Source organism: Frateuria sp. sgz306004 (genome assembly GCF_057750885.1).
In genome coordinates this window covers 445,892-464,054 of record NZ_JBYLFE010000002.1, presented here as the reverse complement: position 1 = coordinate 464,054, position 18,163 = coordinate 445,892, and the positions used below count along the sequence as shown (strand labels likewise).

The following is an 18,163-nucleotide window of genomic DNA, read 5'->3' as shown; positions in this document are numbered from 1 at the left end:
GCGATACCGCAGCAAGGTCGATCGACAAACCTTTCCGTCGAATGCCGCGACGAAGGCTCCATCGAAGTCGATCTCAGCCCTCCGTACCGCCACCCAATTGCCAACAGCTCTGAACGTCCATGGCCAGCTTGCGCGACGTATCCAGCCAAGTGGCCACCAGCATCGCGATTAAACCGTGCCGACGTTCAAGCCATACGCCATCGACCGCGCATCGATGGCTGCTTGCCTCAACCGTCCGCCGCCGGCTGCGCTTTCGTACGCTTGGTCGGCGCGCGCTTGCGCTTGATCGCACGCTCCTGGTTATACGCAATGGCCGCACGCACGAGAGCTTTCAGCGCTGTAGCGTTGACCTTGTCACCCTCGAAGAAATCGATGGCGCGTCGCTGGTTGCCCTCCAGCCCGGCATTGAACAGGCCCGCCGGGTCCGGCAGCTTTGCGCCGTGGTCGAAGGTGAGCTTGACCTTGCCCTTGTGCGCGTTGGCGACCGCGATGATGCCCTCGCGCGACCATACCGGGCTGCCCATCCATTTCCATTCCTCCACGATCTCCCGATCGGCGGCGAGGATGGCCTTGCGCACGGCGGCGAAAGTTTTGCCGCGCCAGTCGTCGATGCCCTCGATCAACTGGTCGATACGTTCCGATGCTTGCATGGGCGTCCCTCCCTGTTCGCGGAATGATCTTGCTGCGCAGCGCATTATGCACGGCACGCAGGGGCACGCCCTGTGCCCTGCCGCAGCAACTTGCGCATGAACGCAAAACGTTGCCATGACATCGCCTTCATCTTGCCCAGACATTGCGCTCCACGATGCTTGGGCAGCGTGCCGCCACGGCGCAAGCTAAGGAGTGATGCATTGGGAGCCCCCACGAAGAAGCGATACACCACGCCCGCGCGACGCGCCGAAACGCTCAACCGGCTACGTCATCTGAAGATGGCGCGCTCCTCGCATCGCTACGTGCGCGGCTCCACCGTCAAGTTCTACGAGTGGCTGGATGCGCTGGAACAGGGCGCCATGCCCGAAGGCCCCAGCATCTGGATTTGTGGCGATTGCCACGTCGGCAACCTCGGTCCACTCGCCAATCATGCGGGCAAGGTGGAAGTGCAGATTCGCGACCTGGACCAGACCGTCATCGGCAACCCCGCGGTGGACCTGGTGCGCCTGAGCCTTTCGCTGGCTTCGGCGTTTCGCGGCTTCGACCTGCCCGGCGTCACCACGGCGCGCATGCTCGAACAGATCATGGCCGGCTATCGGCACGCGTTCGATCCGGCGTTCGATATCGCGGCCGATCTCACCGCACCCAAACCCGTGCTCGGCGCCGTGCGCCGCTCACGCAGCGCCAACTGGCAAACGCTGGCCAAGGAGCGCATCGAAGACAGCTCGCCCCGCATCCCGCTGGGCAAGCGCTTCTGGCCACTCAACGCCAGCGAGCGCGGCGAATTGAAAGCGCTGGCGCAAAGCGAGCCGGTGCGCAAGCTGGTGACCCAGCTGCATTCGCGCGAAAGCGACGCTGCCGTGCGCTTGCTGGATGGCGCCTACTGGGTAAAGGGCTGCAGCTCGCTTGGCCGCCTGCGCTACGCCGCCTTGCTGGAAATCGCCCCCGACAACGGCAACGCACCGGATTACTGCCTGCTCGACATCAAGCAAGCCGTCACCGCCGACGCGCCGGCGGCGCCCGACCGCCCGATGCCGCGACAAGCCGGCCAGCGCGTGCTCGCGGGTGCGCGACAGCTCTCGCCCCACCTGGGCAAGCGCATGCTGGCGGGCCGGTTTCAGCACAAGGCCGTGTTTATCCGCGAATTGCTGCCGCAGGACCTCAAGCTGGAACTGGAGCAACTCAACGAGCGCAAGGCGCTGCAAACGGCCTTTTACCTGGCGGCGGTGGTCGGCAAGGCCCATAGCCGGCAGATGGACGCCCCCACCCGCGCCGCGTGGCTGGCCGATATCTCCGCCACGCGCTCGCGCCGCATCGACGCCCCCGGCTGGCTGTGGACCCAGACCGTGAACCTGCTGGCCATCCATGAGAAGGCGTATCTGGAGCACTGCCGGCGTTACGCGCTGGGCCTCTGAGCGCCTGGCGCCGGCATCGTGCGTGAACCCCGGCCGCCCGGACTGGGGCGTGGGCAGGCCGAAGGGGGCAGGCACCCCCCGTTCCGGTGTAAAATGGTCGTTTTTTGATCAACAGAATGGCGCAGATGGCTCAACGGGCGGCGGTCCGTGGCCCCACGTTCATCCGCTTGCTTGCGAGCCTGACGGACGTGGAGGTTTCTCCATCCAGGCAATCCCTTCCGGACCGGTTGAGCCAGTGGCTCGACTGGACGCACGCCATTGCGCTTTCCACGGCGCTGGACGGCAAGACCGCCGCCACGCCCGATGGCCCCGCGTTCGACAGCGCCGAAGCGGCCGAATGCGCTCGCCTGCGCACGGCACTGGCCGACGCCATCCGCCACGACCCGGCGCTCAACGCCAGTGATGGCGAGGGGGCAGATACGGACTACGCCGTGTTCCGTCGCCGCTACCAGACCCACCAGCGCGCCATGCAGGCCACCGCCGGCAAACTGCGCGGGCGCCTGCGCGACATGCTCGCCCAGCAGGGCGAAGCCGCCGCGCGCCTGGTTGCCGTGGATGCGGTGATGGATCTAGTGCTGAGCCCGCGTGAGCACGGCCTGCTGGGGCGCATTCCCACCTTGCTCGGCGAGCGCTTCGAGCGCCTGCGCCAAGCCGAATTGAATGACCCGACCGACGCCTCGCCGTCGGCCACCGCCACGCCCGACCCGTGGCTGGACCTTTTCCGCAGGGACATGCAGAGCGTGTTGCTCGCCGAACTGGATGTTCGTTTTCAACCCATCGAAGCCTTGCTTGCCGCGCTTCGAACGGCTCACTGAGAAATCATGCTGCGAAATCTGCTCAACCTCGTTGTGTTCGTCGTGGGCCTGGTGGCCGTGTGCTGGATTGGCGCGGGCTATTTGTCCACCAATCCGCTGGGCCCGGCGGTTGCCGCGTTGATCGCCGCCGGTTACCTGGCCGGTGCCCTGGAGCTGTTCCGCTACCGGCAGGCCACGGCCAGCCTGAGCACCGCCGTGCACGGCCTGGACGCCGCCCCGGCCGACCTGGCCAGCTGGCTTGGCCGCCTGCATCCGAGCCTGCGCAACGCCGTGCGCCAGCGCGTGGAAGGCGCGCGCGTGGCGTTGCCGGCACCGGCGCTCACGCCGTACCTGGTGGGCCTGCTGGTGCTGCTGGGCATGCTGGGCACCCTGCTCGGCATGATGGCCACCTTGCGCGGCACCGGCATCGCGCTGGAAAGCGCCACCGACCTGCAAGCCATGCGCAGCTCGCTGGCCGCGCCGGTGAAGGGCCTGGGCTTTGCGTTCGGCACCTCCATTGCAGGTGTCGCCAGCTCGGCCATGCTTGGCCTGCTTGCCGCCCTGTGCCGCCGCGAGCGCGCGCAGGCCGTGCAGCAACTGGACAACAAGATCGCCAGCACGTTGCGCGTCTATTCGCCGGCGCACCAGCGCGAGGAAGCGTTCAAGCTGCTGCAGCAGCAAACCGAATGGATGCCCACGCTGATCGACCGACTCAACGGCATGATGGCGACCATCGAGCAGCAAAGCGCCACCACCAACGAGCGCCAGCTCGCCCAGCAGGAAGCCTTCCACAGCCGCACCGAAGCCATGCACACGCGCCTGGCCGCCTCGGTGGAGGCCTCGCTGAAAGAGAGCGTGACCGAAAGCGCGCGCGCCGCCAGCGCCACCCTGCAGCCCGTCGCCGAAGCCACCATGGCTGGCCTGGCGCGCGAAACCGCTGCACTGCGCGAAACGGTGGCGCAGGCCGTGCAGCAACAGCTCGACCAGCTCACCCGCGGCTTCGACGCCACCACGCTCGCGGTGGGCGAGCAATGGAGCAGCGCCATCGCGCAGCAGCGCGATGCCAACCACGACCAGGCACAGGCGCTGCGCGAAGCGCTTGCGCAGTTCACCGCCAGCTTTGAGCAGCGCTCGGCCGGCATGGTCGAGCAGGTCGCCAGCCGGCTGGACGCCAGCACGGCGCGCACCGCCGATGCCTGGCAGGCATCCATCGCCCGCCAGGAAGCCGCGCAGCAGGCACTCGCCGCGCACCACGAGCAGGTGCTCACGCAATCGGCAGCGGCCTTCGAACAACAGGCCAGCGGCTTGATCGCCCAGTTGCAGCAGTCGCAGCAACAGCTGCACGCCGCCCTCGCATCCGGTGACCAGTCGCGCCTGCAACAGTGGAGCGACCGCTTCGACCAGCTGAGCCAGGCGCTGGGCGCTGCCTGGAAGGAAGCGGGCGACCACACCACGCAACGCCAGCAGGCCATCTGCGACACGCTGGCGCAGACCGCCGACAGCATCGCCACGCAGGCACAGGCCCACGCGCGCGACACCATCGCCGAGATCGCGCAGCTCGCGCAGGCCGCCGCGGAAGCACCGCGCCTGGCCGCTGAAGTCGTAAGTGAACTGCGCCAGTCGCACACCGACCAGCAGGCCGCGCTGGAAGCTCGCGACGCGCAGCGCCTGGCGCTGTGGTCCGACACGTTCCAGACGCTCACCACCGCGCTGGGCCAGCAGTGGCAACAGGCCGGCGAAGACACCGCCCGTCGCCAACAGGCCATTTGCGACACCCTCGCGCAAACCGCCGACAGCATCGCCGCGCAGGCCCAGGCACATGCGCGCGACACCATCGCCGAGATCGCGCAGCTGGCGCAGGCCGCCGCCGAAGCACCGCGCCTTGCCGCCGAAGTGGTGAGTGAACTGCGTCAGTCGCACACCGACCAGCAGGCCGCGCTGGAAGCACGTGACGAGCAGCGCCTGGCGCTGTGGTCCGACACGTTCCAGACCCTCACCACCTCGCTGGGCCAGCAATGGCAGCAGGCCGGCGAAGACACCGCCCGTCGCCAGCAGGCCATCTGCGACTCCCTCGAGCAAACCGCCGGCAGCATCACGGCGCAGGCGAAGGCTCAGGCCAACGACACCATCGCGGAGATTTCCCGCCTGGTGCAGGCCGCGTCCGAAGCACCCAAGGTGGCCGCCGAAGTGGTGGGCGAGCTGCGCCAGAAGCTGTCGGACAGCATGGTGCGCGATACCGCCATGCTGGAGGAACGCAGCCGCCTGCTTGCCACGCTGGAAACCCTGTTGGACGCGGTCAATCATGCCTCCACCGAACAGCGCACGGCGGTCGATGCACTGGTCACCACCTCGGCCGACCTGCTCGAACGCGTCGGCACCCGCTTCACCGACCACATCGAAGCGCAGACCGACAAGCTCGACACCGCCGCCGCGCAGCTCACCGGCAGCGCAGTGGAAGTGGCGAGCCTGGGCGAAGCCTTCGGCGCGGCCGTGCAGGCCTTTGGCCAGAGCAACGAGGCGCTGATGGAGCGCCTGGAACAGATCGCCGGCGCACTGGACAAGTCGCTCACCCGCAGCGATGAACAGCTTGCCTACTACGTGGCGCAGGCGCGCGAAGTGGTCGACCTGAGCGTGCTGTCGCAGAAGCAGATCATGGATGACCTGCAGCAGCTCGCCCTGCAACGCGCGGCCGAGGCCGAAACGGCATGAACGAGGAGATCGAGCTCGAAGGCGAGTCGAACACGCCCATCTGGGCCGCCTTTGGCGACCTGATGTCGGTGTTGTTGGGAGCGTTCGTGCTGATCCTGGTCGGCGTGATCGCCGTGCAGTTGCAGCTCACCAGCCGACTGGACGAGGAAGTGAAGCAACACCAGGCCGAAGCACAGCGCCGCATGAGCCTGGAGCAGGCGCTGGCTGTGCCGCTGGCCGCCGGCCGCGTGACGCTGGTGAATGGCCGCATCGGCATTCGCGGCAACGTGCTGTTCGCGCTCAACTCCGACCAGTTGCAGCCCGAGGGCCGCGAACTGCTCAAGAGCCTGGCCGGCCCGCTCACTGAATACCTCAAGTCGCGCAACGAGATCCTGATGGTCAGCGGTTTCACCGACGACCAGCAGGTGCGCGACGGCAATCGCCACTTTGCCGACAACTGGGAGCTGTCGGCCGAGCGCGCACTCACCGTCACGCGCGCCTTGATCGCCGAGGGCGTGCCCGCGTCATCGGTGTTCGCCGCCGCCTTTGGCGCCGAGCAGCCGGTGACCGCCAACGACAGCGAGGAGGGCCGCGCCAGGAATCGCCGCGTGGAAATCGCGCCCATGCCCAAGCCCAGCGCCGAGGCCGCACCTGCGCATGAGTGATGCCGGCACCGACGCCCAGGCGTTGCTTCAGGCATGGCGTGAACAGGGCGCCGATCGCCTGGACCCGCTTGGCTTTCATTTGATCGCCGCGCTGGAGCGACGCGCCGCCGCGCTCGATGGCGCTGCACGCGAGGTGCTGCAAGCCAAGCTTGCGCCGCTACTGAAGGCCTACGCGCAACGCATGGCGGAGGCATCCGCATCGACCGTCACCGCCACGCCCACAGGCAGCGCCTTGAGCGAACTGCTGCACGTGCTGGATACGCCCCACGACGACGCACACGCCGCACGTCGCGCCGCCTACCCCGCCATTCCCACGCTGGATCATTTTCGCCAGCAGTGGTCTCGCCTGCGCCGCGCCAGCCAGGTGCGCGACTCACTCAAGCAGGTGCCGGAGACCACCGGGCCGCTGAACTCCAGCGCGCTCGTGCATCGCTCGATGGCCTTGATGAGCGAGCTATCGCCCGGTTATCTGCAACACTTCCTCGCCTACGTGGACGACCTCGCGTGGCTGGAACAGATGGGCACCACCAGCGCGCCCGCCCCCAACGCCCCACAACCGGCCAATCCGCGCAAGCGCCCGCGCAGCAAGGCGCGCGCGCGCAGCGAGTAAACGCACCTACGCTTCGCTTATCGTCGCGACACGCGGCGGAACGAGCGCATCGCGATCGCACGCCGAGAGAAAAGGCAGCACCGTCGCCAGGAAAGCCTCGCCATGACGGGTGTGCAGGTGATGGCCCTGGCCAAGGCGCACCAGCGTGGCGTGCGGCATCGCCGCGGCCAGGCGCTCGGCACGTGCCGACACGAGGCCGTCATCCGCGCTGCTGAGCACCAGGGCGGCGTGGCGCAGGTGCGCAATATCCCGCCACCAGCCAGGCATGGGCTGCCGAAGCTCCGCCAATACAGGCTTGGCGGCCCTCACATCGAACGCTCGGAGCAGCGACAGGCGCAGCAATCGGCCCAGCCCCAAACGGCGAGCGGACTGCAGGAGGCTGGGCCGCCCCGCCTCGCGTCGCATCGCCAACGCGTCGGCCTCGTCCTGTGGCGGCACGGGTGCTGCTTCGATGATCAATCGCCGCACTCGATCGGGCCAACGCGCGGCAAGGCGCAGGGCCACGTGTCCACCCAGCGAGTGTCCCACCAGGTCGAATCGCGAGGGCAAGCGTTGCTCGGCGAGAGCGGCCAGCGCATCGTCGAAGACCGCCAGCGTGTAGTGAGGCCACCGGCTGCTCCGGCCATGCCCAGGCAAGTCGGGTGCGATCACGCGAAAGCCCGCTGCAACGAGCGCTTGCGCCACCGGCAACCACGTCAAAGACTGGCTGGCGAGCGCATGGATCAACAGGACCACGGGCGCATCGTCAGCGCCCGCCATGCGATAAGCCAAGCGACCGCCGGGCACGTCCACTGCGTGCACCTGCATCAGCTCATTACGCATCACGGGGCGCTCCGCTTGGCAAGATCCGCCCGCCACACCGAATCGGCGGGAAAGCTGCGCTCGAACACCGGCTGCGCATCGCGCTCCAGTGCCTGGGCCTGTGCAAGCCTGCCGGCTTCGCGCAAATCGCGCGACCAGAGCAGCGCATAGAGCGCGGTCTGCGGATGCGCGGCGCCAAGGCGATCCTTGAGTATCTGCCAGGCCTGCTCGTCCTTGCCCAGCGCGGTATCGAGATCACCGCCGTCGTGCGCAATGGCGGCGCGCAAGGCCGCGGCACGTGCGCGCGGCCAGTACTCGGCCTTGGCATCGGGCGCCTCCACCTGATCGAGCAGGGCCAGCGCACCGCTGCGATCACTGTGCTGGTAGCGCCAACGCGCACGCGCCACCCGGGCGTAGGCGAGATCAGGCTTGGCGTCGTGCTGGCGGTAGGAAGCCTCGGCCTTGTCCAGCAACGCGGCGGCCTCGTCATCGGCACGACCGGCATCGATCAACACGGTGGCGGTCACCTCTTGCGCGCGCGCCACGCGCAGATCGTCCGGCTGCAGGATGCGGCTGCGATAGGCCAACACCTGGCGCATTGCACGCAGCGCACCTTCGGTATCGCCCAAGGCACTGCGCAGGTTGCCCACCTGAAACAAGATGCTGGCGTACTCGGGGCTGTTCTCGCCGGTCTGCTTGAGCTGATTCGCGAGCGCGTGTTCCAGGTAGTGCTGCGCTTCGTCGTAGCGCCCCGCGCCGTTGAGCATGCGAGTGAGTTCGGTTTCGTAGTGAATCGCGTAGCCGGCGCCCGCACCGAACAATTGATCGTTGAGCGCCAGCGCCTGTTGGCCCAGGCTGATGGCGCGCGACAGATCGCCGCTGCGCTCCACCGCATGCGCGTAGTTGCCAAGGCGCACCAGGTGGCCGGCGGTATGCTGGTCCCCATCTTCCTTGTCCAGCGCCAACGCACGCTCATAGAAACTCACGGCCTCCGCGGCATCACCACCGTGTGAGGTGATGAGCCCCAGGTTGTTCAACGCGACAGCCATGCGCTGAGGCGGCGCATGCAGCTTGGCGAGCATGTCGTAGGTGGTTTGCGCGGCGGCGCGCGCATCACGGTAGTTGCCGCCGGCATCCAACGCCAGCGACAACACCATCCAGGCATTGGCAATCGGCTCGCCCTCCTCTGGCGCCACGCGCTGACGAATGGCGAGCGTCTGGCGTGCCGCCTGCTCGGCTTCTTTGGCGGAGAAGCCACCATTGGCGAGCGTGTTGGCGAGCGCCTCCAAGCAGCGCGCCGCCGCCAAGGGCTGATTCACGGCGGGGCTCAGGTCGAGCGCAGCGGCTTCGCGCAGCATGGGTGCGGCGACGTCGTTGGCGCCCATATGGCGATAGGCATTGCCAAGGGCTTCGAGCAACCGCGCACGCACGCGCGGATCGTCGCCCAGCTCGCTGCGTATGCGCGCCGCGCCTGCGTCCAACACCTCGCGCGCGGTCAGGTCGTGGCGCAGCTGCTTGTTGAGGTTAGCATCGGACGCACCAAACACGGAGACCAGAAAACTCGCCACGCGCTCGGTTTCCGCCGCCTGCGCAACCGCCTCTCGCTCGGCCTGCCACAGACGCCAGGTGAAACCCGCCGCCATGGCGAGCACCAACGCGCCTACCGCGAAGGCTGGCCAACGGCGCCGCAGCAGGCGTGCCAAGACATAGCTCCAGCGATGGCCGCGTGCCGCCACCGGTTGGTGCGCGCGTTGACGCTCGATATCGTCCGCCAACGCCGCGACGGAGGCATAGCGCTCGGCGGGATCGAAGGCACACGCACGTGCAAAGATCGCATCCAGGTCGCCCGTCAACTGGCGTCGCCAAGGCAAGTCATGCGCAGCATCGCGACTGGGCTGCAATGGCAAAGGGCTGGCCTGCGCGCCCTCGCCGTGCGGCGGCGGGCGATCCACGATCAGCGCATAGAGCAACAAGCCAAGCGCATAGACATCCGACGCCACGGTGGGCCATTCGCCGCGCGACTGCTCGGGGCTGGCGTAGCGCGGCGTGAGGAACTGACCATCGCCCGCGCCCGCCGCCGCGGCATGATCCAGCGCCTGCGCGATGCCGAAGTCCAGCAACTTCGGTTCACCGTCTTCGCTTACCAGGATATTGGCGGGCTTGATGTCGCGATGGATCACCAGGTGGCGATGCGCGTAGGACACCGCCGCGCACACCTTGAGAAACAGCGCCAAGCGGTCGCGCAGGCCCAGCCGATGGCGCGCGCACCAGGCATCGATGCGTTCGCCGTCGACATACTCCATCGCAATGAACGGGCCCCAGTCCGCGAGCACGCCGCCATCGAGCAAGCGGGCGATATGCGGATGCTGCAAGCGCGCCAGCAACTGGCGTTCGCGCGTGAAGCGCTCCAGCAATTGCGGTGAACCCAAGGCGGCGGCGCCAAGCATCTTGAGCGCCACCCGCTGCTCCACCTCGCCATCGTGGCGCGCCGCGAGATAGACCACGCCCATGCCGCCCTCGCCGAGTCGACGCAGGATGCGGTAATGGCGGGGCGACGTAGCCTGTGCGTCGTGTCCACTGAGGTCCACGGCCGGCAGGGTCATCGGTGGCAGCTCGGCGGTGCGGCTGGCTTCCATCGCCGCAACCATCCAGCGCACTTCCTCGATCAGCGCGTTCTCACCGGCCGACTCGCTGGCGATAAAGGCGTCGCGTGCGGCAGGCGAAAGCTCCACCGCCGCCATGGCGATGCGCTTGGCCTGGACATAACGATACCCGGACGGTTCGGTCATGCGTCCCCCTGACTGGCGCAGGGGAACAGTATAGGCAGGCGAACTCGGCGCTGGCGCGCGCCGTTGGCAACGCGCCGTGGATCGGCTTACGGCTGCTTGGGCGTGTGCGCCGCGCTGGCCAGCTTGGTGCCGCTGGCGGCCTTGGCGGTGCCGGCCTTCTTGGTCGGGCCGGTGGACTTGGCGGCGGTGGCGGTTTTACCGCTGGCCTTGCTGCTGGCTGCCTTGCTGGCCGTGGCGGCCGGCTTGGCGGTGCTGCGCTTGGCGGCCGTGCCGGCCGGGCACTTGCTGCCCTTGCGCGGCGTGCAGCTGGTGCTGGCAACCGCACCGACCTGGCCGCGACGATGGTGGCGACGCGCTGCCGGCGCCGTCTCCGCCTCGGCGGTGGCGATGGGCGACAGGGCGTGCAGCAGCTTGGAGGCCGCACCGGGCTTGTTGGACGCACCACCGGCCTGAGCCACCAGCAAGGCCGGGGTCTCGCGATCCTCGAAGCCGTCGTCGAGCAGGCGCGCCATCAGGCGATCACGCGCGGAGGCGGTCTGGCCGCCCATCACCACGCTGAAAAGACGCTGGCCATCGCGCACCGCGGTGGAGGCGAGGTTGAAGCCGGCGGCATTGGTGAAGCCGGTCTTCAGGCCGTCCATGCCGGGGTACTTGTCCATCAGGTTGTTGTGCCCGCGCACCAGGCGACCACGAAACATGAACTGCTTGGTGGCGAAGTAATGCGAATACTGCGGGTAATCGTGGTACAGCGCGATGGCGAGCTTGCTCATGTCGCGCGCGGTGGTGGTGTCGTTCGGGTCCGGCAGGCCCGAGGCATTGGCGAAGTGGGTGTTGCTCATGCCCAGCTTGAGCGCCTGCGCGTTCATCAGCTCGACAAAGTGACCCTCGTTCTCGCCCAGGCCTTCGGCCACCACGGTGGCGGCATCGTTGGCCGACTTGGTGATCATGCCCAGCAGGCAGTCTTCCACCGTCACGGTCTGGCCCTTGCGCAGGTCCAGCTTGGTCGGCGGGCGCGAGGCGGCCCAGGCGGACACGGGCAGTTCCTGATCCAGCTTGAGCGTGCCGTTCTGCAGCGCCTGGAAGGTGAGGTAGAGCGTCATCATCTTGGCCAGCGAGGCCGGATGATTCGGGTCGTCGGCATTCACCGCGGTGATCACCTGGCCGTCGGCCTCGTTGATCACGATGGCCGCGTAACCGGCATGGGCCACATTGGCCGCGCAGGCCGCACCGGTAAGCATCACCGATGCCAACAGGCCGCGTAGCCAGCTTGCCGCCTTGCCCGGCGTCTTGGACTTGTTAGCCACCCCGTTTCCTCGCTTCTGGCCTGCCGCATTACCCGCGCCGCACCACCTGAACGAGCAGCGCGCCTGCCACGGGCAAAGACAATACTTGAATTACCCTACATAAGTCCATGTTTCTATGGACGATAAAACAGCAGCGGCGCCCTTGGCGCCGCGTCGTCGTGGATTTCGCCGTGAAGGTTTTGTCTACGATGCAATCGAGTTTGCCCGCAAAAATCATGAAGGGAAAGGCTTTTTCCCTTGTAAGTGCATAACTTGGCCACGTTTCTGGCCGGGGGCATCGGCGCAGGGGGGCGGCCAGCTACACTAGGCGGATGTCTCTGATCCAATTGCATCGCGTCGACTTCAGCATCGGCGGCCCCCTCCTGCTCGAACATGTCGACCTCTCCATTGAGGCGAACGAGCGCGTCTGTATTGTCGGTCGCAACGGCGAAGGCAAATCCACCCTGATGAAGCTCATCGCCGGTGACCTGAAACCGGACGATGGCGAAATCCGCATCCAGAACGGCGTGATCGTGGCCCGCATGGCGCAGGAAGTGCCGCAGGACACCGCCGGCAGCGTGTTCGACGTGGTCGCCGAAGGCCTGGGCGACCTGGGCCACTTGCTGGCGCGCTACCACCACCTGCTGGCTGAAGGCGACTTTGACGCGCTGGGCGACGTGCAGGCCGAGATCGAGGCCCGCCACGGCTGGGACCTCGACCGCCGCGTCACCGACGTGCTGACCCGCCTGGAGCTGCCCGCCGAAACCGACTTCGCCGCGCTGTCAGGCGGCATGAAGCGCCGCGTGCTGCTGGCGCAGGCGCTGGTGCGCAAGCCGGACGTGCTGCTGCTGGACGAGCCCACCAACCACCTCGACATCGAGGCCATCGCCTGGCTGGAATCGTTCCTGCGGCAGTTCGACGGCAGCATCATCTTCATCACCCACGATCGCAGCTTTCTCCGTGCACTCGCCACGCGCATCGTGGAAATCGATCGCGGCCAGCTCACCGACTGGCCGGGCGACTACGACAACTACCTGCGCCGCCGCGAAGAACGCCTGCATGCCGAAGCGCAGGCCAACGCGCTGTTCGACAAAAAGCTGGCGCAGGAAGAAGTGTGGATTCGCCAGGGCATCAAGGCCCGCCGCACCCGCAACGAAGGCCGCGTGCGCGCACTCAAGGCCTTGCGCGTGGAGCGCGCCGAGCGCCGCGAGCTGTCCGGCAACGTCAAGATGACCCTGGCCAACGCGCAGGCGTCGGGCAAAAAGGTGATCGACCTGGAGCACGTGCATCAGGCTTACGGCGGCCGCGTGCTGATCGGCAACCTGAGCACCACCATCATGCGCGGCGACCGCGTGGGCATCATCGGCCCCAACGGCGCGGGCAAGAGCACGCTGCTCAAGATCATGCTGGGCGACCTCAAGCCCGAGCGCGGTCACGCCACGCTGGGCACCGGCATCCAGATCGCCTACTTCGACCAGCACCGCGTGCAGCTCAACGACCAGCTCAACGCGCTGGACAACGTGGCCGAAGGCCGCGAATACATCGAGCTCAACGGCACGCGCAAGCACATCATTGGCTACCTGCAGGATTTCCTGTTCTCGCCCGAACGTGCCCGCGCGCCGATCACGCGCCTGTCCGGCGGCGAACGCAACCGCCTGTTGCTGGCCAAGCTGTTCGCGCAGCCCTCCAACCTGCTGGTGATGGACGAACCCACCAACGACCTGGACGTGGAAACGCTGGAGCTGCTCGAAGAGTTGCTCACCGAGTACCAGGGCACCTTGCTGCTGGTATCCCACGATCGCGAATTCCTGGACAACGTGGTGTCCAGCACGCTGGTGCTGGAAGGCGACGGCCAGATCGGCGAATACGTGGGCGGCTTCAGCGACTGGCTACGCCAGCGCCCTGCCCCGACGGCCGCCGCCAAGGCCCCCGAGAGCAAGCCGGCCGCCGCCCCCGCGCCGGCGCCCGCCGCGCCTGCCGAGAACAGGCGCAAGCTGAGCTACAAGGAAGCGCGCGAGCTGGAGCAACTGCCCGCACGCATCGAAACGCTGGAGGCGGACATCGCTGCGCGCACCGAGGCCATGAACGACCCTTCGTTCTACCAGCAAGACAGCAACAGCATCGTCAAGGCCAACGAAGCACTGGCCGGCGTACAGGCGGAGCTGGAACGCGCCTATCAGCGCTGGAGCGAATTGGACGGCTAAACACCACCCCAGGAGGGAAACCTCCCAGGATTGTTGTTACCTTGCGCGTCGTCTCAGCGAACCCCCGAAAGGGAGCAAGCGTTAGCGGCGCGCTTCAAGCGCCAAACGCTTGCTCGTCCAGCACCCACGAATCGTTGCGCGTAACGACACTCAAGGACGGCCCGATCAAGCGCCCCTTTGCCCGTCATTCCTGCGAACGCAGGAATCCAGTGCCTTTATGCCCAGGTGTTTACAGGTGCGGCATGACCAACCCTTCCGCCTTTGAAAGGCGCTTCGAGCCATGGCCGGGATAACGAGCAAGACGTCGCGTCATCCAACCTACGCTAGGCAACTCCCCCATACACCGTCGGCGCATACGCCACCGTGCGCACGCCACTGAACCAGCGCAGCCGCACATAACCCGGCAGCGCCTTGAACAAGGTCAGGGCACTGACCGGATGCTGGTCGTTCACCGCCGTGCGCAACGGCGCACCCAGCGCCGCAGATGAGGGTGTCGCTGCGGCAAGCCAGCTCACCGAACCACGCATGCGCCCGCGCCGTTGACGCTGCGCATCGATCAATTCCTCATACAACAGCCTCGGCTCCCGGCCGTGCGCCCGAAAAAGTCGCTCCTGCCACGCGAACAACCCTTGCAGCAATGGGTGATGACTGAAATGCGGCACGATGCGCAGGGGGCGCAACAGCGATGCCAGGGTGATATCCGCCGCGCTCAAGCGCTCACCCACCAGCCAGGCGGAGCTGCGCAGCCGCTCGGCGATGGGCAGCAACAGCGCCTCCAGTTGCTCGTAGATGCCATCCTGGCGATTGCGATCGAAGCGAAAGCGTCGCGTGAGCATCATGCCGAGCACCGGCGCCGCCAGGTTGCGCCAGCCGCGTCGCGTGAACAGGCCGCCACACACCTGGGGCATGAACAATCGCGAGAGCACCTGCGGGCACTCCATGATCAATTGGGTATAGCCCAGGCGCCGCGCATACAGGCCGAGTGTGGAATCCAGGCGTAGCATCCATTGCCATACCTGCTCGCGCTGCGGCGCGTCGGCGGGGAACAGTGGCTGCTCGGGATAGCGCTCGTCCAGGTAGCGCAGGATGGGCGAGGAATCGCTGATCGCCACGCCCGTGCTGGTGTCGTGAATCAAGGGCACGGTCTGCGCGCAGTCGAAGCGGCGCATCTCCTCCTTGCGGTACGCCACAATGTCAATCGCGCGCCAAGGCAACCCTTTGTAGTCCAACGCCCAGCGCACCTTCTCCACGTAGTGCGACCAGCGCAACTGATATAGCTCGATCATCCCGACTCCCATGTCGCTGTGTTCCAACGACATGAGGCCGGGCAGCGAACACACAAGTGCCGGCGAGAACTCAACCCGTATTCTGCAAACCCTGCGATACGCCATTGACGCAGGCCACCAGGGCGGTGAGCAGCGCCTCGTCGTCTTCGCCACCCGCGCGCCAGCGCTTGAGCAGATCGACCTGCAGCAAGCTCATGGGGTCGATGTAGGGATTTCGCAGGTCGATCGACACCGCCAGCTTCGGCGCATTCTGCAGCAGGCTGTCGTTGGTCTTCAGGCGCAGCAGCCATTCGCGCGTGCGCTCGAACTCCTCGCTGATCAAACCGAAGAACGGCGCATGCAGCGGACCAGCCAACTGCGAGAACGCCTCGGCGATGCCCAGATCGCACTTGGCCAGCACCATCGACACGTCATCGATAAGGTTGGCGAAGAACGGCCAGTCGCGCGCCATCTCGGCCATCTCCGCCTCGCCGTAGGTGCGCGCGCCGTGCTCCAGCGCGGTGCCCAGCCCATACCAACCCGGCAGGATGGAGCGACACTGGGTCCAGGCGAATACCCAGGGAATGGCACGCAGATCCTGCACGCCGCGCATGCTGCGACGACGCGAAGGACGCGAGCCCAGGGTCATGCGCTCGATCACATCGATGGGCGTGGCGGCACGGAAGTAGTCGACAAAACCTTCGCGATCGACGAAGGCGCGGTAATGCTGGCGACTGCGCGCGGACAGCTGCGCCATGCGTTCGCGCCAGGCCTCTTCGCGCGGGTCTTGCACGCGCGGCCGCAACGACGCACGAAGCACGGCGCTCACCGTTTGCTCCAGGTTGCGCAAGGCCAGGGCGCGAATGCCGTACTTGCGGTGAATCACCTCGCCCTGCTCGGTGATGCGCAACACGCCCGCCACCGAGCCACGCGGCGATGACATCAAGGCCGGCGCAATGCGCGCGCCGCCGCGACTGGCCGAGCCGCCGCGACCATGGAAGAACGAAAGCTGGATGCCCGTCTCCGCCGCCACCTTGAGCAGCTCCACCTGCGCGCGCTGGAGACCCCAACGCGAGGCGAGCGTGCCACCATCCTTACCGCTGTCCGAATAGCCCAGCATCACCCATTGACGATGGCCGCGCGAAGCCAGGTGCTCGCGATACACCGGATCGTCCAGCAGCGCGCGCAGGGTCGCCGGCGCGTTGGCCAGGTCGTCCACCGTTTCGAACAGCGGCGCGATATCCAGCGGCACGCGACCGTCCTGCATCAGGCCGCCGTAGCGCGCCAGCGCCAGTACCGCCAGCACATCGGCCGCCGAGCGCGCCATGCTGATGATGTAGAGCCCCAGCGCCTCGGCACCATAGCGACGACGCGCATCGCCCAGCGTGGCGAACACGTCGTAGAGCGCCACCACGCCTGCTACGTCGTTCACGGCAAAAGCGTGTTCTCCACCTGCATACGCACGCAGCACCTGCGCGCGCGCCGCCGCATCGCGACCGGCCCACTCGCCATCGCGCAGCAGCAGGGCCAGCGCATCGTCGTGCACGCGCGAATCCTGTCGCACATCCAGGCGGGCAAGGTGAAAGCCAAAGGTGCGTACGCGCCAGATCAGGCGCTGCACCGCATAGGCGCCGGCATGCAGACCCCGATGATCGACCAGGCTGGCCGCCACCAGGTGCAAGTCATCCAACAGCTCGTCGACGTTGACGTAGGCTTCGGGGTGATCATCCTCGTGCGTCGCCTCCAGGCGTGCACCGATGATGGTGAGCAGGCTGCGATAAGGCATGTCCGCGTGACGGGGGCGCACCTTGGCTGCCGCTCCGGGATAGCGCACACGGTAATGGAACAGGCGTTGTGCGAGCGCGCTATCCACGTCCACGCGGTCTTCGGTCTGGCTGAGCAAGCGTGCGAGGCCAGCGATGTCCTCGATGTAATGCTCCAGCACATGCGCGCGTTGCGTCGACAAGCTGTTGGCGATGGTGGCCGCACCCACATTGGGATTGCCGTCCATATCGCCACCCACCCAGGTGGCGAAGCCGAGCAGTCGCGGCAGCGGCACGGCGACGCCGTAGACCGTTTGCAGCGCATCGGCGAGGGATTCGTACAGCGCCGGCACGATGCGATAGATGGGGTTGGCGAGGTAGAAGCCGACGTGGTGGTGCTCGTCCTGCACGCTGGGGCTGATCGGCGACGCTTCGGCCGTCTGCCAGCCGGCGCTGAGCGCCATGAAGATGCGGTCGTCGTCTTCCTTGCGCTCCTGCGGCGTGCGCGTGGGGTCGAAGTTGTCGACCAGCGCGCGCACGATGGATTGTTCTTTTTCCAACAAGGAGCGGCGCACGGCTTCGGTGGGGTGCGCGGTGAAAACCGGTTCCACTTGCAACCTTTCCAACCACTCCAGCAACTCGCCCGCCTCCACGCCCTGCGCTTTCAGCTGCGTGAGCGCATCGAGCAGCGATTCGGGCTGCGGCGCGCCTTCTTCGCGCTGGTAATCGCGACGGCGGCGGATGCGATGAATGCGCTCGGCAATGTTCACCGCCTGAAAGTACGTGGCAAATGCACGCGCCAGCGATTCGGCACGCCCCGACTCCAGACCGGTGAGCAATCCGGACAGCTCACCCAGCGGCGCGTTCTCCTGCCGACGCGCGATGGCGGCGAGGCGGATGCGCTCCACGTCGTCGAGAAAGGCGGAGGAGATCTGCTCGGCGAGCATGTTGCCCACCAGGGTGCCAAGGCGGCGGACGTCTTCGCGCAGGGGTGCGTCGTGCGGGGCGAACTCAGGACTGCGGTGCTGGTTCATCGATGCCACGTTGCGGGGTTTGGACGTCTCAGACTACCCGAAGCGGGGGTATTTTGTGCACTGCCACAAAAGTTTTTGGTTGTTGGGGTGTGCGGGGGCGGAATGTGGCGAATGGTTGCTTGTGGGTGGTGGTGTGCGTGCTTGGGCCGCACTGATCATCAACAGTCACGTGCGGTGTCTTTCGCTGTTGATTTGATGTGG

The 18,163-nt window shown here is 66.9% G+C and carries 12 protein-coding genes; 6 read left to right on the top strand and 6 right to left on the bottom strand.

Annotated features, from left to right (window positions below; genetic code table 11):
- Nucleotides 1-227: 227 nt before the first annotated feature.
- Nucleotides 228-650 carry a DUF1801 domain-containing protein gene (locus tag AC3G2C_RS05415; protein ID WP_488383591.1) on the bottom strand — a complete coding sequence of 141 codons (423 nt, stop codon included), beginning with the start codon at nucleotides 648-650 and terminating at the stop codon, nucleotides 228-230.
- Nucleotides 651-851: 201 nt separating this feature from the next.
- Here AC3G2C_RS05415 and AC3G2C_RS05410 point away from each other — a divergent pair, with 201 nt between their 5' ends.
- The 5 genes from AC3G2C_RS05410 (at nucleotide 852) to AC3G2C_RS05390 (ending at nucleotide 6,823) form a co-directional block, all read left to right on the top strand.
- On the top strand, nucleotides 852-2,066 hold the full coding sequence (locus tag AC3G2C_RS05410; protein ID WP_488383590.1) for a DUF2252 family protein: 1,215 nt from the start codon (nucleotides 852-854) through the stop codon (nucleotides 2,064-2,066).
- A gap of 104 nt (nucleotides 2,067-2,170) precedes the next feature.
- The gene (locus AC3G2C_RS05405; RefSeq protein ID WP_488383589.1) at nucleotides 2,171-2,881 is read left to right on the top strand and encodes a DUF3348 domain-containing protein; all 711 of its coding nucleotides are present in this window, start codon (nucleotides 2,171-2,173) and stop codon (nucleotides 2,879-2,881) included.
- A gap of 6 nt (nucleotides 2,882-2,887) precedes the next feature.
- Nucleotides 2,888-5,569: a DUF802 domain-containing protein gene (locus tag AC3G2C_RS05400; protein ID WP_488383588.1), complete on the top strand. Its 2,682-nt coding sequence runs from the start codon at nucleotides 2,888-2,890 to the stop codon at nucleotides 5,567-5,569.
- The gene (locus tag AC3G2C_RS05395; protein WP_488383587.1) at nucleotides 5,566-6,213 is read left to right on the top strand and encodes an OmpA family protein; all 648 of its coding nucleotides are present in this window, start codon (nucleotides 5,566-5,568) and stop codon (nucleotides 6,211-6,213) included. Before AC3G2C_RS05400 ends, AC3G2C_RS05395 begins: the two co-directional genes overlap by 4 nt.
- Nucleotides 6,206-6,823 (top strand): DUF2894 domain-containing protein, encoded by a 618-nt coding sequence (locus AC3G2C_RS05390; RefSeq protein WP_488383586.1) that lies wholly within the window; start codon nucleotides 6,206-6,208, stop codon nucleotides 6,821-6,823. Before AC3G2C_RS05395 ends, AC3G2C_RS05390 begins: the two co-directional genes overlap by 8 nt.
- Nucleotides 6,824-6,829: 6 nt before the next feature.
- Here AC3G2C_RS05390 and AC3G2C_RS05385 read toward each other — a convergent pair whose 3' ends face one another.
- From AC3G2C_RS05385 to AC3G2C_RS05375, 3 genes are all read right to left on the bottom strand, one after another.
- Nucleotides 6,830-7,645: an alpha/beta fold hydrolase gene (locus AC3G2C_RS05385; protein WP_488383585.1), complete on the bottom strand. Its 816-nt coding sequence runs from the start codon at nucleotides 7,643-7,645 to the stop codon at nucleotides 6,830-6,832.
- Entirely contained in the window at nucleotides 7,645-10,413 is a 2,769-nt protein-coding gene (locus AC3G2C_RS05380) for a serine/threonine-protein kinase (protein ID WP_488383584.1), read from the bottom strand. The genes AC3G2C_RS05385 and AC3G2C_RS05380 overlap by 1 nt, the downstream gene beginning before the upstream one ends.
- Before the next feature lie 86 nt (nucleotides 10,414-10,499).
- Nucleotides 10,500-11,717, bottom strand: a complete 1,218-nt coding sequence (locus AC3G2C_RS05375) for a D-alanyl-D-alanine carboxypeptidase family protein (protein ID WP_488383583.1) — start codon at nucleotides 11,715-11,717, stop codon at nucleotides 10,500-10,502.
- 311 nt (nucleotides 11,718-12,028) lie between these two features.
- On the opposite strand from AC3G2C_RS05375, the gene AC3G2C_RS05370 reads away from it, so the two are divergent.
- Nucleotides 12,029-13,900 (top strand): ATP-binding cassette domain-containing protein, encoded by a 1,872-nt coding sequence (locus AC3G2C_RS05370; protein WP_488383582.1) that lies wholly within the window; start codon nucleotides 12,029-12,031, stop codon nucleotides 13,898-13,900.
- Nucleotides 13,901-14,223: 323 nt separating this feature from the next.
- Here the strand turns inward: AC3G2C_RS05370 and AC3G2C_RS05365 are convergent, their stop codons facing one another.
- Both AC3G2C_RS05365 and ppc read right to left on the bottom strand, forming a co-directional pair.
- A complete protein-coding gene (locus tag AC3G2C_RS05365; RefSeq protein WP_488383581.1) occupies nucleotides 14,224-15,186 on the bottom strand; it encodes a glutathione S-transferase family protein in 963 nt (320 codons plus the stop codon).
- A 70-nt stretch (nucleotides 15,187-15,256) separates the two neighbouring features.
- Complete coding sequence (gene ppc / locus AC3G2C_RS05360; protein WP_488383580.1) at nucleotides 15,257-17,962, bottom strand: phosphoenolpyruvate carboxylase; 2,706 nt, start codon at nucleotides 17,960-17,962, stop codon at nucleotides 15,257-15,259.
- Nucleotides 17,963-18,163 lie beyond the last annotated feature (201 nt).

Excerpts from the sequence above, each read along its gene's own strand:
- AC3G2C_RS05415 (WP_488383591.1), bottom strand. The coding sequence starts at position 650 with ATGCAAGCATCGGAACGTATCGACCAGTTGATCGAGGGCATCGACGAC.
- AC3G2C_RS05400 (WP_488383588.1), top strand. The coding sequence starts at position 2,888 with ATGCTGCGAAATCTGCTCAACCTCGTTGTGTTCGTCGTGGGCCTGGTG.
- AC3G2C_RS05395 (WP_488383587.1), top strand. The coding sequence starts at position 5,566 with ATGAACGAGGAGATCGAGCTCGAAGGCGAGTCGAACACGCCCATCTGG.
- AC3G2C_RS05390 (WP_488383586.1), top strand. The coding sequence starts at position 6,206 with ATGAGTGATGCCGGCACCGACGCCCAGGCGTTGCTTCAGGCATGGCGT.
- AC3G2C_RS05385 (WP_488383585.1), bottom strand. The coding sequence starts at position 7,645 with ATGCGTAATGAGCTGATGCAGGTGCACGCAGTGGACGTGCCCGGCGGT.
- AC3G2C_RS05380 (WP_488383584.1), bottom strand. The coding sequence starts at position 10,413 with ATGACCGAACCGTCCGGGTATCGTTATGTCCAGGCCAAGCGCATCGCC.
- AC3G2C_RS05370 (WP_488383582.1), top strand. The coding sequence starts at position 12,029 with ATGTCTCTGATCCAATTGCATCGCGTCGACTTCAGCATCGGCGGCCCC.
- AC3G2C_RS05365 (WP_488383581.1), bottom strand. The coding sequence starts at position 15,186 with ATGATCGAGCTATATCAGTTGCGCTGGTCGCACTACGTGGAGAAGGTG.
- ppc (WP_488383580.1), bottom strand. The coding sequence starts at position 17,962 with ATGAACCAGCACCGCAGTCCTGAGTTCGCCCCGCACGACGCACCCCTG.